The organism is Bacillus sp. SH7-1, from assembly GCF_008042405.1.
Classification (GTDB): Bacteria; Bacillota; Bacilli; order Bacillales; family Bacillaceae_G; genus Bacillus_A; species Bacillus_A thuringiensis_N.
The window spans coordinates 1-14279 of the sequence record NZ_QNUD01000021.1; the positions used below are offsets into that span (position 1 = coordinate 1).

Sequence of the window (14279 nt, forward strand, 5' to 3'; positions counted from 1 at the left end):
GTTCAGTTTTCAAAGAACTAAAAGCGGGTGAAGAGAATCGAACTCTCGACCAGAGCTTGGAAGGCTCTTGTTTTACCACTAAACTACACCCGCGTGGTCGGGAAGACAGGATTCGAACCTGCGACCCCCTGGTCCCAAACCAGGTGCTCTACCAAGCTGAGCCACTTCCCGTAATTGGCGCGCCCGAGAGGAGTCGAACCCCTAACCTCTTGATCCGTAGTCAAACGCTCTATCCAATTGAGCTACGGGCGCTTATTCATGATGTTTTTTCGTCGTTGTATTTTGGCGACTCAATTATCTTACCATACTACATTTTCAAATGCAAGTACTTTTTTAAGATTTTTTTAATGCGGCCGAGAGGACTTGAACCTCCACGGGGTTTCCCCCACTAGGCCCTCAACCTAGCGCGTCTGCCATTCCGCCACGACCGCGCGGAAAAAACAAAAGTGAGCCATGAAGGATTCGAACCTTCGACCCTCTGATTAAAAGTCAGATGCTCTACCAGCTGAGCTAATGGCTCGTAAATGGCTGGGCTAGCTGGATTCGAACCAGCGCATGACGGAGTCAAAGTCCGTTGCCTTACCGCTTGGCTATAGCCCATCGAAATATTTATCTTCTTTTCAAAGACAAATGTTATTGTACCATAATGTCCAATAAAAAACAACTGCCGAATAGCAGAAGTTAAAATGGCGGTCCCGACCGGGGTCGAACCGGCGATCTCCTGCGTGACAGGCAGGCATGTTAACCACTACACCACGGGACCATTTGGTTGCGGGGACAGGATTTGAACCTGCGACCTTCGGGTTATGAGCCCGACGAGCTACCGTGCTGCTCCACCCCGCGATGATATTATTTATATAATTTATATGGTGGAGGATGACGGGATCGAACCGCCGACCCCCTGCTTGTAAGGCAGGTGCTCTCCCAGCTGAGCTAATCCTCCGAAGTGGTGACCCGTACGGGATTCGAACCCGTGTTACCGCCGTGAAAGGGCGGTGTCTTAACCACTTGACCAACGGGCCAATATATATGGCAGAGAAGAAGGGATTCGAACCCTCGCACCGCGTTCGCGATCTACTCCCTTAGCAGGGGAGCCCCTTGAGCCACTTGGGTACTTCTCTGTATGGCTCCGCAGGTAGGACTCGAACCTACGACCGATCGGTTAACAGCCGATAGCTCTACCACTGAGCTACTGCGGAATAATAAAGACAATTTGTATCTTATAAAATTTCTCATCGTAAGTCAAGAGGTTTTTTCACAACATCTTGTACAAACTTGACATGTTTATAATATACTGGATTGCGTTTTCACTGTCAAGATATTTTCTTTATCAGAATTAGTTTCCCTTTACACTTTCCGCAGACATATCTTTTTGTATTAATTTGACGTCTTCTTACATATTGAAGCAAACACTCCATACATTCATACATATAAACCTTTTTTTCTTTCTCTTCATTCATCATTCGTTTACAAAAACGGGGTGCACCAACTTCTTTTAACAGTTCACGAAAATCCCTATCTCGGTGCTTATACCCTCTTCCTGTAATATGTAAGTGATAATGACAAAGTTCATGTTTAACAATCCCGACTAATTCTTCTTCCCCATACATTTCATAATATCGATAATTCAGTTCAATATTGTGCGTATTCAATAGATAACGTCCACCAGTTGTACGCAACCTACTATTAAACATTGCCTTATGTAAAAACGGCATTCCGAAGTATTGTAGCGATACTTCTTCCACTAGCCGCTGTATTTCTTGCTCATCCATTTTCATTCCTCCTAAACAAAAAAATATTTTTACACTTTTCTTCTCTCTTATACATATATTAAATAGTACATATACCCATCCTCATTCAAGAAGCGTGGTTTCTAAAAACATAGCAGAAATAGAAATCCACTCACCAACCTCTCATTAATAGTACCTTACATTTATGAGAGTAGGATTAAACAAGGAGGGATTCCTATGCCTACGTGGCTAAAAAAACAAATGCAACGCGCATATTTTGAAAAAAACCGGTATCAAATTAAATTACTAAATGAATGCTGGTTTTATTATAGCAAAATACATCAAAGCTCATAATCCATTACACTTTCTACTCCATAAAAAAAGAGCAGTTTTATCTGCTCTCTTCTCTTATTATTCAATCGGCAACATGGATAATGCGACACGCCCTTTTTTCGTATCAATATCATCTACCCATACCTTTACAATTTGTCCGACAGATACAATATCTAACGGATGCTTCACATACTGTGTGCTTAGTTTAGAAATATGCACTAAACCATCTTGCTTTACACCAACATCAACAAAAGCACCAAAATCAACAACGTTACGAACCGTTCCTTCCAGCTCCATACCACGTTTTAAATCTTCTAATTTCAAAATCCCCTTTTTCAGAAGTGGTTTAGGCAACTCATCCCTCATGTCTCGCTCTGGACTAATAAGTGCATCTATAATATCGACTAATGTCGGTTCCCCAATCCCCGTTTCTTGGGACAACTTAGAAATCTCTACTTCTTCTAAGCTCTTTTGTAACTGTGGTTGCCCTACGTCATCCTTTGATAGTCCTAGACTCTTCAATAACAATTCAACATTTTTATATTGTTCTGGATGAATCCCCGTTCGGTCTAACGAATTTGCCCCTTCTAATATACGTAAGAAACCTACACATTGTTCATATGTCTTCGCACCTAGACGAGGTATTTTCTTTAAGTCTGTTCGTTTTGTAAATTTCCCCTCTTCTTCACGCTTTGCCACAATATTTTTCGCAACAGTTTTCGATAAACCCGAAACATATTGCAATAACGCAACTGAAGCTGTATTTACATTCACACCGACTTGGTTAACTGCCGTCTCTACTACAAATGTTAATGATTCATTCAACCTCTTTTGAGATACATCATGTTGGTATTGTCCAACCCCAACTGATTTAGGATCAATTTTCACAAGTTCAGCAAGTGGATCTTGTAGACGTCTTCCAATAGAAACAGCACTTCTTTCTTCAACCTGTAAATTCGGAAATTCCTCACGAGCTAAATCCGAAGCTGAGTATACACTCGCACCAGCCTCGTTCACAATAATATAGAAGACTTCTCGTTTCACATTTTGTAATACATCAACTATAAATTCTTCCGTTTCTCTAGAAGCTGTACCATTCCCAATTGCAATCATTTCAACTTGATATTTATCTATAATAGAAAGAACTTTCGTTTTTGCATCTTCATATTTACGAACTGGTGGATGCGGATAAATAACATCAATATATAGAACTTTCCCCGTATCATCCACTGCAGCTAACTTACAACCTGTTCTATATGCAGGGTCTACAGCTAGCACTACTTTCCCTTTCATAGGAGGTTGTAATAATAAGTTACGCAAATTCTCAGAGAAAATATGTATCGCTTGTTCCTCAGCTGTTTCTGTTAATTCTTTTCGGATTTCTCTTTCAATAGAGGATTGAATTAATCGCTTATAGCCATCTTCAATCGCTAACTGTACATGATGTGCACTTTTAGAATCGTTATCACGAATGACCTTCTTATATAAGAACGTTACTATCTCATCTACTGGCGGAACAACAGAAACTCTTAATATATCTTCTTTCTCACCACGATTCATCGCTAATACACGATGTGGCACTACTTTCTGTAAAGGCTCTTCATAGCTGTAATACATTTCATATATATTCTTTTCATCTTTCTCTTTATCTTTTACAGATGAAGACATAATTCCTTTTCGGAAAGTTGTATTGCGAATCCAACTACGATATGCCGCTTCATCCGAAACAATTTCTGCAATAATGTCTTGGGCACCTTGTAATGCTTCTTCTGCAGATTGCACTTCTTTCTCTGCATTAATAAACTCCATTGCCTTCTGATTTGGATCTTCTTTCTTATATAACAATAACCATTCAGCTAATGGCTCTAATCCCTTTTCTTTTGCAATCGTTGCTTTCGTTCTTCTTTTCTCTTTATATGGACGATATAAATCTTCTACTTCTTGCAACTTTGTAGCTTTCACAATTTGCTGACGTAATTCTCCTGTCAGTTTCCCCTTCTCATTAATAAGACGCAGAACCTCTTCTTTCCTATCTTCAAGCTGCATCATATATTGCCATCTCTCTAAAATTGTACGAATTTGCACTTCATCTAAAGAGCCTGTCCATTCTTTTCGGTAACGAGCAATAAATGGAACTGTGTTACCTTCTTCTGTTAATTGAATAACATGACGAACTTGCTTTTCGGTAAAGCCTAATTCCTTCACTAACATTTTCATTAACGCTTGTCGATTATCTACCATTTCCATATACAACCGTAACCTCCTCTATAATAAAAAAAGTTGCCCTTCAAAGAGAGCAACTTAAACTGCCGATTTAAAAATCTATTAGTCCTAAACTAATTTGTAGCGCTTCATCTACACGAATCATCATCACTTCATCTAAGTGAGTGATTTTGTCCGTTAAGCGCTGCTTATCGATTGTTCGAATCTGCTCAAGTAAAATAACAGAATCTCTCTCAAAACCGTACTTTTTCGCATCAATTTCCACATGAGTGGGTAATTTCGCTTTTTGAATCTGTGCAGTAATAGCCGCTACAATCACCGTTGGACTAAAACGATTTCCGATGTCATTTTGAATGACAAGAACCGGACGAACGCCTCCTTGCTCAGAACCAACAACTGGGGAAAGGTCTGCAAAATACACGTCGCCGCGTTTTACAATCAAAATATTACCCCCCGCTAACTAAGCGTTCTACTGTATGAGCTGCTTCATACTCTGCTAAGAAAGCTTCAGATGCAATACCAAGATTAATTTTTCCCATTTCAATGTACCCACGTCGCATTGATTCATGTTGGTAGCGTTTCTTCGTCTTATGTTGACGCAATAACAGTTGTGTTGCCTGGCAAATTAGTTCATGGCGATTCTTATTCTCTTGTTTTCCAATTCCGTCCAATTCCGTTACCATTTGCTTTGGCAACCGAACCACGATTTCAGTAGTTACACTTGATTCGGACACAAAAATACACCTCCACCGTCAACTACACACCCAAATATATATATGACACCTATTGTAATAATACCATTGTATGGAGCCTGTTGCAAAGACTTCCTTATTCCTTGCTTATGTTTTCCAATTCACAAACAAAACATTCATATTCTTTTATTTTTTATCTCATTACAAACAAGAAACGGAAGAGTTTCTTAGCAAAATTCACGTTAAATTATGTTAAAAGTAATGATAAGTAAAAAGCTTCTCGTCAAAAAATGAACTTATTCTTAACCAATGAACAGTCCTCTCAAATGACAAGAAGCAAATCATACTACCGTCTATATATTGTTCAAATAATTGATTACTTCTACAACCTTACCGTGCCGTATAAATATTCTCGGCACCCGGAAGCTTATCGTTGCAATAATTTCATAATTAATAGTCCCGGAATATTCAGCAACCTCAGTAGCACTAATATACTCATCACCTTGTCTTCCAATGAGTGTAACTTTCGTACCAAGCGGCACTTCACAAGGAAGGTGTATCATGAATTGATCCATTGTTACTCGACCTACAATCGGTACCCTTTTACCATTTACAAGCACTTCAAATCCTTGTAATCTTCTAAGCCATCCATCTGCATATCCAATTGCAACGGTTGCAATCCATTCTTCGGTTTTCGTTCGGTACGTGACGTTATAACTAATCCCATCCCCTTTAATCACCTGTTTAATATGAGCAACCTTCGTATGCAGTGATAACGCTGGTTCTAATTTAAACGGTAAAAATGGGCGTATTTCTACAGACGGAGATAACCCATACATCGCAATGCCAATTCGTACTGCATTAAATGTAATTCCTTGAAAACGTAGCGTTGCAGCACTATTAGCTGTATGGACAAACTTAGGATCTACTCCGAATTCTTTCAACCAACTTAACTGCTGCAAAAACGTGTTATATTGCTTATCAAAGTAAGAAGTCTCCACCTCATCTGCTGTTGCAAAATGCGTATAAACTCCTTCTAATTCTAAGAATGGTGCACCTTCTAAGCTCTTTAAAAATCCTTTTAATTCTTTGCGTTCGCGTATTCCAATTCTCCCCATACCACTATCGAAATTAATATGGTATTTCATCGTAGACGAACCATCCCAAAGCTTGATCGCTTCATCCACCCATTCTTTTTGATAAACAGTTAATGCTACATCATTTTCAGCAGCTACATTGACATCACGAGGCGGGGAAGGACCTAACACTAAAATTGGCACAGTAATACCAGCCCTTCGAAGCACTAAAGCTTCATCTAAAAAGGCAACCGCTAACCTTGTCGCCCCTGCTTCTAATGCCGTTTTTGCTACCGGTACATAATCGTGTCCATATGCATTAGCTTTAACTACAGCAAAAATCTCTACATCACTTGGAATGAAATTTTTAATGTGTGTAATATTGTTATAGATCGCATCTAAATCCACTTCCACCCAAGTGTCACGGTAAAATGGTGCTTCTTCCATAAATACACTTCCTTATACACGATATGCGAAGCTTATTCTTTTATATGCTTCTTTTATGAAATCCACCCTTCAAACTAAGAAAAGACGTGGTGCACATATATCACCACGTCTAAGAAGTTTACTTCACCTGCTTCTCTGTAACTGAACGAGCAACCATTAATAGCTCCTTCGGCTCTAAACCTTTAGACACGAGCATATATTCTACTCCGTTATGCGACCACGTTAAAGAGTCTTTCGTCAACGCTCCAATAGTGAATCCAAGATCAACCAATTCTCCGCTTACACTTATCGCTGACGAAGCCTCTGCAACTTTTGCCTTTTCTTGTATTAAAGTAAAGGATTTCTTACTTCCAGTGTATGTGAGTATCGCACGCTTGCCACTGTCTGTCTTCAACTCTTTTTCGTCTTTCAAAGTCATACCTTGCGGCGTATCACGTGGATACAAAATAGCAAATGGTCTGTCTTCTTTTGCCGTTGTTTGAACATCTACTTGCGCTCTAGACATATTTTGTTTCGTATCAAATGCACCTTTATCAAATTTCGCATCGAATTTAACTTTAGAGAAATCTACCTTCACAAGAACATTTTGATCATTATCCATTAACTTCACTGAAACTGGTGTTAAATCACTTTTCTTCAATGTAATCTCTTGTCTCGGCAACATGTTTTGATGCTGATAGTTTGTTTTTGTTTTAAAAATATAATACTTATCTGTTTTTTCAAAAGTAAGGTTTTTCTTATCCTGCAAAATATCTCTCACAAGGGATTCATATAAATAAGCCTGGCTACTATTTTGTGGCCAATCACTTTGGAAACGGAAACTCTTATTAAGCGCTGGCGTTAATACAAATACACCTTCTTCATTTCTTAAAATAATTTGGCTCTGATCCTTTTTCGCATTCTGCAAATTCACACGATAAAATGAAGGTTCCTTATGCCATATTTCTACCTTATACTCCTGAGGCTCATTCCCTGTTTTAATAGATAATTTTGCTTCAGCTTGATAACCTTTCATCCCTTTTACTTTCGCCTCTAAATCTCTCACAACATCATCTTGTTTCTTTTCCATACAACCGGCCAACACAAAAACGGTTAATAAACCGACAAGAACTAAAAACAGACGCCTTTTCATCACTTCAGCCCCTTTGCCCCTATAAATGAATGGAAGATGTGCCTTCCTTATCGCTACCTCAAATATATGAGACAAAGATATAAAATATGCAGACTAGCGTGACGAGCTTTCTAAAACAACTTGAGCAACAGCAAATTCCTTACTATGACTAATTGATAAATGAACAATATGCTCTGTACTTGTAATAAGAATCGGTTTACCTCTATCATCATTTTTTACCTCGATATCTAAAAAACTCACTTCTTTCCCAATGCCCGTTCCTACCGCCTTTGAATACGCCTCTTTCGCTGCAAATCTTCCAGCTACAAACTCTGTAAGGCGACTTCCCTTCAGCTCCTTAGCGACATTCCGCTCACTTTCAGTTAAAATACGTTCCATAAATTTCAGCTTTCCATCTAGCATTTTTTCAATTCGATTTAATTCAATAATATCGATTCCAATCCCTACAATCATTTCAAAATCCCCTTCTTCTATTTAGCTTTCTTTTTTCATATTGTAAGAATAACAGAGAATCTTTCTGATGCAAAAGGAGTGATACTCACCCATGCTAATACCATCCGCCCGCATTTTCTTACAACCAATTGTCATCGCTTTACTTCTTATACAATTAATCATGATTATGTTAGCCGATTTTTCCCTCTTTCCTATGGCAGCCTATAATGAATATATCGCTAAAGGAGAATGGTGGCGTCTCATAACTTCTCTGCTTGTACATGTAGACTTACAACATTTTCTTGCTAATAGTATTTGTTTATTCGTGCTTGGCTCTTCTATTGAAAAACAACTTGGGCACTTTTCTTTCATCATTATTTTTTTCCTTTCCGGTATTCTCGGAAATATTTCTACTTATCTTATTATGCCTCTTGAATATATTCATGCAGGGGCATCTGGTGGTATCTTCGGATTGCTAGGTGCACAATTATTTCTATTGTATAGTCGTTATCGTTCTTCCAATCCGAGAGACATTGCTATTTTTTCAATCATGATATGTATATTACTACTATTCACTTTCTTCAATCCCTCCGCTAATCCTATCAGCCATTTAACAGGATTGATCATTGGTGGTATTTGCACCCCTTTATTAACAAAAAAACTCGATGGTGCAGAGCTTATTTAATATAGAAGCTCGCACCATCGACAATTTCCACATCTGTTTGTTTACTTAAATCTCTCATGAGTTGAAATAAAGACTCATCCTTCTTCTTCGCCTCAATCATACAATCAATTTGCGGAACACTTCCCTTTATCTTTTTTAAAAAAGATAAAAAAGTATCTACATCAATAAAGTCTGCATGTGCTCTCGGGTCTTTTCCCTCTCTAGGACTAGAAATGTGCATTTTCACTGGTAACAAAGACGATTCCCATGTATGTACAACACGCGCCCAATCTTCATGCCAATCTTCTTGATTATTATTCATCATATGGTGATGCAAATCAAACACGACTGGAATATCTAACTTCTCACCTAAATACAATGTTTCTTCTAAAGAAAAGGTCGTGTCATCATTTTCTAATATGACCATCTCTTGAATACCCCTCGGAACACTCGACCAATTTTCTATAAAGCGTTCTAATGCAAGTTCCTTATCTTTATAACCTCCACCCACATGTAATACACACCTCTGTTTATGTTCAATCCCCATACCTTTTAATAATTTTTTATGCATCTGCAATGTCTTTACGGATTGTTTAAAAATACTCTCTTCAGGTGAATTCAGTACAACAAAATGATCTGGATGAAAATCAATTCGCATGTTCATACGGATTGCGTATTCACCTAGCACTTTTAAATTTTCTTTCAACGGACGAATGTAGTTCCACTCTACCAACTCCTCATGATTCGCTAAGGGGATAAGTTTGGAGCTTAGCCGAAAGAAAGATATATCATGCCCTTTATTATGCTTTAACAACCTTAAGCAATTTTCCAAATTCGAATTAGCAGTTCTTTCAAGCTTACGAATCGCAGCCTCTCGATCATCAATTTTTTGAAATTGCGCAAATGTCATCGTTTGAGATGGAGATGCATTCTTTAAATGTACACTCATCGCGACATAGCCAAGTCTTACAAGCATGTAACACCTCTTTTCTACACAAGTTATTATGTAGTATGTACAATTAGAGAAATAAAAAAAAGAGAATGCCGATAAAGGGCATTCTCTTTTTTATTAAGCTTGTGGACGGCTATGATGTTTTCTTTCGCCGCGTCCATTTGAAGATCCAGGGCGACCTTGACCTTCACCTTTACGACCACGGCTACCGCCATCACGATTACGATCACGGTTACCATCACGATTGCGATCACGGTTACGGCCATCGCCACCGCCGCGTCCATCGCGATTACGATCACGGTTACGGCCATCGCCACCACCGCGTCCATCACGACTACGATTACGGTTACCATCACGGTATCCGCCTCCGTTGCCGCCGCGTTTTTTAGAACCGCCACCTCTTGAAACAACTGGTGGTTCTGATGTTAAAGCGATTGGAGTTGTATCTGGTTCTTTTGTCATCATTTTTAAAGCAGCAGCTACTACTGTTACAGAATCATTCTCTTCTAGCATTTCTTCTGCAATACGTTTGTAGTATGCTAAGTTTTCATTTTGGATTGTGCTTTGAAGTTTTTCAGCGATTAAACGTTGTTGACCTTCTAATGCCTCGTCAAGTGTCGGTGCTTCCATACGGTCAACTTTACGTTTTGTTGTACGCTCGATATTTTTTAATTGTCCTGATTCACGTGGTGTTACAAATAACATTGCAATACCTTTTTTACCTGCACGGCCAGTACGACCGATACGGTGAACGTATGATTCTGGATCTTGTGGGATATCGAAGTTATATACGTGTGTTACGCCTGAAATATCAAGACCACGTGCAGCAACGTCTGTTGCAACAAGAACTTCAATAGCACCTTCTTTAAATTTACGTAATACAGACATACGTTTCGCCTGTGTTAAGTCACCATGAATACCTTCTGCTGCATAACCACGTAAATTTAATGCTTCTGATAATTCATCAACACGACGCTTTGTACGACCGAATACGATTGCAAGCTCTGGAGATTGAATATCTAGTAAGCGTGTCAACACGTCAAACTTTTTCTTTTCTTGCACTTCTAAATAGAACTGCTGAATGTTTGGCATTGTTACTTCTTTTGCTTTTACTTTAATGTGTTGAGGCTCAGTCATGAAACGCTCAGCAATACGACGGATTGGATCTGGCATTGTCGCTGAGAATAATAATGTTTGATGTGTTTCTGGCACATCTGTTAAAATCGCTTCAATATCTTCAATGAAGCCCATGTTTAACATTTCATCTGCTTCATCAAGAACAACAGTCTCAACGTTTTGTAAACGAAGTGTTTTACGGTTAATATGATCTAAAATACGACCCGGCGTACCAACAATAATGTGTGGGTGTTTTTTTAGAGCACGAATTTGGCGGTTAATATCTTGACCACCATAAATTGGTAGAATACGAACACGTTTATGTTTACCAATTTTGTATAGCTCTTCTCCAACTTGAATTGCTAATTCACGCGTTGGCGCGATAACAATACCTTGAACTGCTTCTTTATTTGTATCCACTTTATCTAATAGTGGTAATCCGAATGCTGCTGTTTTCCCTGTACCTGTTTGTGCTTGCCCAATAATATCTTTACCTTGCAATGCATGTGGAATTGTTTCAGCTTGAATCGGCGTAGCCTCTTCAAAGCCCATACTTTCAACAGATTGCAGTAAAGACTCACTTAATCCTAATTCTCGAAATGTTGTCAATGTTACTTCTCCTTTTCTATCCTATACTTATCATTTAAAAAAAGGCGTTTTCCGAATTTGCGGAAAAGCCCTTTTCCTGAATGCTCACGTATATAAACGGGCGTATATTCTTCGCGAAAATACTTCTAAACGTTATTACACTTTATCAATTATAAGTTTTGTATGTGTAAAAAGCAAACCCAACTGTTACCTTATTTTCATATTCAGAGTTTTTTTCTTCACTTTTATTTTTTTATATTTACTGTAAGCGCTTATTATAAGTTTCTTCTATTTTCGTAGCTATCATCCCTGTTTATATACACCAATTATTTCAACATCGTAATTACTTCTTCTAATTTCATACCACGAGATGCTTTTACTAATACAACATCTTTCGCATCGACTACGGCTTGCAACTCTTTTACTAACTCTTCTTTATTATCATACGCCTTTACACGTTCATTAGGGAAATTAATTTTCGCTCCTTCAGCAATTTGAGCCCCTAATTTACCATATGTGAATACGTGTGAAATCTTTGCTGGATCGATTAATTTACCTACTTCATAATGAAACTGTACTTCTTGATCTCCAAGCTCTAACATATCACCTAGCACGACAATTTTTTTAGCAAATCCATCTAAACCATTCATTAGGTGGAATGCTGCTTCCATGGCTGTCGGGCTTGCATTGTAAGCATCATTGATAATTGTTAATCCACTATCTGTTTTTACAATTTCCATACGCATGCCTGTCATTTGAAGTGTGACTAAGCCTTGTTTCATTTCTTCCCACGTTACACCAAAATGTTTCGCAATTGCCATTGAAGCAAGTGTGTTATACACATTATGTTTTCCTAACACCGGTAAGTAGAATGAAGTATTTTCGTCTCTATTCATCTTAAAATGGGTTCCCGTCGCCTGTAATGTTACAGTTGTTGGATAATAATCATTTGCTCTAGCATCACCAAACGTAACTGTTTCAGCTATTAAATTCATTTCAGGAACACGATTTGTCAATAATGGCTCATCTCCGTTATATACGAACACTCCACCTTCTTGTAATCCTGTCACAATTTCTAATTTTGCTTCAGCAATCGCCTCACGAGAGCCTAAGTCCATTAAGTGTGCCTCACCAATGTTTGTAATGATAGCTGCATTTGGACGAGCTAACTTAGATAAGAATTCAATTTCACCTCGGCTTGACATACCCATTTCTAATACAGCTACTTCTGTATTTTCTTCTAAGTTTAAAATAGTAAGAGGTAACCCGATATGGTTATTGAAGTTTCCTTCTGTTTTTTGAACTTTGAATTTAGTTGCAAGAAGACTTGTTACAATATCTTTTGTAGATGTTTTACCGTTACTACCTGTCACCCCAACAACTTTAACATCCAATTGATCGCGATAGCTTTTCGCTAACAATTGTAATGCCGATAGCGTGTCTTCTACAAGAATAACTGGAAGATTCTCAGGTGGATTGGCTACATCTTTCATCCACAATGTAGCAACAGCTCCATTTTCAACAGCTTTATCTACAAAAGCATGTCCATCGAAACGTTCACCTTGAATCGGAACATATAGGTTTCCTTTTTCAATTTTTCTCGTATCAATAGACACTCCTTGTATAGTAATTCCCTCATATTGCTCTGCTAATCCCGTACCATTTACCATCTGTTCTACTTGTTTTAACGTTCGATTTATCATAAAAACACTCCTTACATAGAGGAAGCACTATTCCTGCGAATAGTGCCTCCTCCTTTTTTGTTAGATTGTATATTTAATTTTTTGTTTTTCTTCGTGACGCTCAATTGCTAAACCGATTAGCTCTTCAATTAATTCCGGATACGGTAATCCAGTATGTTGCCATAGTAGAGGGAACATACTAAACGGCGTAAATCCTGGCATTGTATTTACTTCGTTAATATATACTTCTCCATCTTTCGTTAAGAAGAAATCAGCTCGTGTTAATCCAGCACCATCTAACGATTGGAACGCAATAATCGCATCTCGCTTAATAACATTAGACTCTTCTTCTGTCATTTCAGCTGGAATAATTAACGCTGTATCGCCATCGATATATTTCGACTTATAATCATAGAAGTCTTTTTTCGGTACGATTTCACCTACAACTGAACATTTCGGTTCATCATTACCTAGTACACCAACTTCTACTTCACGTCCAACAATATTCTCTTCTACAATAATTTTACGGTCAAATTGGAATGCCTCTTCAAATGCATTCTCAAGCTCTTCACGATTCTTACACTTATTAATACCAACACTTGAACCAAGGTTTGCTGGTTTTACGAAGCAAGGATATCCTAATACTTCTTCTACTTTTTTATATGCTGTTTCACGATTTTTTTCCCATGCGCTACGAATGAATGATGCATATTTTGCTTGTTTCAATCCAGCCTCTGCAAAGATGTTTTTCATAACAACTTTATCCATACCTGCTGCAGATGCTAGAACACCATTTCCTACATAAGGAATGTTCATTAATTCTAATAATCCTTGAACCGTTCCATCTTCACCATTCGGTCCATGTAGTAATGGGAATATAACGTCGATAGCATTTTCCTCAGAAGCTGCAGATGAAATAATTTCTGTACTTAATGATAACGGAGAAATCGCATTTTCTGCACCACTCATTTTTAGAACTTCAACATCTGTTACTTCACCTTCAATACGCTCACCGCGTACCCATTGACCTTGTTCTGTAATATAAATTGGATGAATCTCGAATTTATCTTGATTTAATGCTTTAATAGCAGCAAGAGCCGTTTGTAGCGAAACTTGATGCTCAGCTGATTTTCCACCGTATAATAAACCTAATTTAATTTTTGTCACTGAAATCACCCTAACCAATTGTTTTCATTTTTCTATTTTAGCACT

13 protein-coding genes and 12 tRNA genes are annotated in these 14279 nt (G+C 38.2%); 2 read left to right on the forward strand and 23 right to left on the reverse strand.

What is annotated here, in order from left to right; genetic code table 11:
- Window positions 1–22 precede the first annotated feature (22 nt).
- The 13 genes from DN390_RS18190 to DN390_RS18250 form a co-directional block, all read right to left on the reverse strand.
- A tRNA-Gly gene (locus DN390_RS18190) sits at window positions 23–93 on the reverse strand.
- A gap of 1 nt (window position 94) precedes the next feature.
- Window positions 95–171: transfer RNA gene (locus DN390_RS18195), tRNA-Pro, on the reverse strand.
- Window positions 172–175: 4 nt separating this feature from the next.
- A tRNA-Arg gene (locus DN390_RS18200) sits at window positions 176–252 on the reverse strand.
- A 96-nt stretch (window positions 253–348) separates the two neighbouring features.
- Window positions 349–431 (reverse strand) — tRNA-Leu (locus DN390_RS18205).
- Between the two features lie 16 nt (window positions 432–447).
- Window positions 448–520: transfer RNA gene (locus DN390_RS18210), tRNA-Lys, on the reverse strand.
- 5 nt (window positions 521–525) lie between these two features.
- A tRNA-Gln gene (locus DN390_RS18215) sits at window positions 526–600 on the reverse strand.
- 87 nt (window positions 601–687) lie between these two features.
- A tRNA-Asp gene (locus DN390_RS18220) sits at window positions 688–763 on the reverse strand.
- A gap of 3 nt (window positions 764–766) precedes the next feature.
- A tRNA-Met gene (locus DN390_RS18225) sits at window positions 767–843 on the reverse strand.
- A 24-nt stretch (window positions 844–867) separates the two neighbouring features.
- Window positions 868–943, reverse strand: a tRNA-Val gene (locus DN390_RS18230).
- Window positions 944–947: 4 nt separating this feature from the next.
- A tRNA-Glu gene (locus DN390_RS18235) sits at window positions 948–1022 on the reverse strand.
- Between the two features lie 8 nt (window positions 1023–1030).
- Window positions 1031–1121 (reverse strand) — tRNA-Ser (locus DN390_RS18240).
- Between the two features lie 3 nt (window positions 1122–1124).
- Window positions 1125–1199 (reverse strand) — tRNA-Asn (locus tag DN390_RS18245).
- 114 nt (window positions 1200–1313) lie between these two features.
- Window positions 1314–1772, reverse strand: coding sequence for a SprT family protein (locus tag DN390_RS18250; RefSeq protein ID WP_097949756.1), 459 nt, complete (start codon window positions 1770–1772; stop codon window positions 1314–1316).
- 195 nt (window positions 1773–1967) lie between these two features.
- On the opposite strand from DN390_RS18250, the gene cmpA reads away from it, so the two are divergent.
- Window positions 1968–2084, forward strand: a complete 117-nt coding sequence (gene cmpA / locus DN390_RS18255; RefSeq protein ID WP_001143642.1) for a cortex morphogenetic protein CmpA — start codon at window positions 1968–1970, stop codon at window positions 2082–2084.
- A gap of 57 nt (window positions 2085–2141) precedes the next feature.
- On the opposite strand, the gene DN390_RS18260 is transcribed toward cmpA, so the two are convergent.
- From DN390_RS18260 to acpS, 6 genes are all read right to left on the reverse strand, one after another.
- Window positions 2142–4310, reverse strand: coding sequence for a Tex family protein (locus tag DN390_RS18260; RefSeq protein WP_147808042.1), 2169 nt, complete (start codon window positions 4308–4310; stop codon window positions 2142–2144).
- A gap of 67 nt (window positions 4311–4377) precedes the next feature.
- The gene (gene ndoA / locus DN390_RS18265) at window positions 4378–4728 is read right to left on the reverse strand and encodes a type II toxin-antitoxin system endoribonuclease NdoA (RefSeq protein ID WP_000635963.1); all 351 of its coding nucleotides are present in this window, start codon (window positions 4726–4728) and stop codon (window positions 4378–4380) included.
- A gap of 4 nt (window positions 4729–4732) precedes the next feature.
- Window positions 4733–5020, reverse strand: a complete 288-nt coding sequence (locus DN390_RS18270) for an antitoxin EndoAI (protein WP_000004570.1) — start codon at window positions 5018–5020, stop codon at window positions 4733–4735.
- A gap of 311 nt (window positions 5021–5331) precedes the next feature.
- A complete protein-coding gene (gene alr / locus DN390_RS18275; protein WP_097949758.1) occupies window positions 5332–6501 on the reverse strand; it encodes an alanine racemase in 1170 nt (389 codons plus the stop codon).
- Window positions 6502–6619: 118 nt separating this feature from the next.
- A complete protein-coding gene (locus DN390_RS18280) occupies window positions 6620–7570 on the reverse strand; it encodes a LolA family protein (protein WP_147808087.1) in 951 nt (316 codons plus the stop codon).
- Window positions 7571–7726: 156 nt separating this feature from the next.
- A complete protein-coding gene (gene acpS, locus DN390_RS18285; RefSeq protein WP_147808043.1) occupies window positions 7727–8086 on the reverse strand; it encodes a holo-ACP synthase in 360 nt (119 codons plus the stop codon).
- Window positions 8087–8177: 91 nt separating this feature from the next.
- Between acpS and DN390_RS18290 the strand changes: the two genes are divergently transcribed.
- Window positions 8178–8750 (forward strand): rhomboid family intramembrane serine protease, encoded by a 573-nt coding sequence (locus DN390_RS18290; RefSeq protein WP_147808044.1) that lies wholly within the window; start codon window positions 8178–8180, stop codon window positions 8748–8750.
- Here DN390_RS18290 and uvsE read toward each other — a convergent pair.
- The 4 genes from uvsE to DN390_RS18310 all read right to left on the reverse strand — a co-directional run bounded on the left by uvsE (window position 8743) and on the right by DN390_RS18310 (window position 14234).
- Window positions 8743–9705 carry a UV DNA damage repair endonuclease UvsE gene (gene uvsE, locus DN390_RS18295; RefSeq protein ID WP_147808045.1) on the reverse strand — a complete coding sequence of 321 codons (963 nt, stop codon included), beginning with the start codon at window positions 9703–9705 and terminating at the stop codon, window positions 8743–8745. The genes DN390_RS18290 and uvsE overlap by 8 nt on opposite strands.
- Before the next feature lie 93 nt (window positions 9706–9798).
- The gene (cshA, locus tag DN390_RS18300; protein ID WP_097949761.1) at window positions 9799–11406 is read right to left on the reverse strand and encodes a degradosome RNA helicase CshA; all 1608 of its coding nucleotides are present in this window, start codon (window positions 11404–11406) and stop codon (window positions 9799–9801) included.
- Between the two features lie 305 nt (window positions 11407–11711).
- Window positions 11712–13088 (reverse strand): UDP-N-acetylmuramoyl-tripeptide--D-alanyl-D-alanine ligase, encoded by a 1377-nt coding sequence (gene murF, locus DN390_RS18305; protein WP_147808046.1) that lies wholly within the window; start codon window positions 13086–13088, stop codon window positions 11712–11714.
- 60 nt (window positions 13089–13148) lie between these two features.
- Window positions 13149–14234, reverse strand: a complete 1086-nt coding sequence (locus DN390_RS18310) for a D-alanine--D-alanine ligase (protein WP_147808047.1) — start codon at window positions 14232–14234, stop codon at window positions 13149–13151.
- Window positions 14235–14279: the final 45 nt, after the last annotated feature.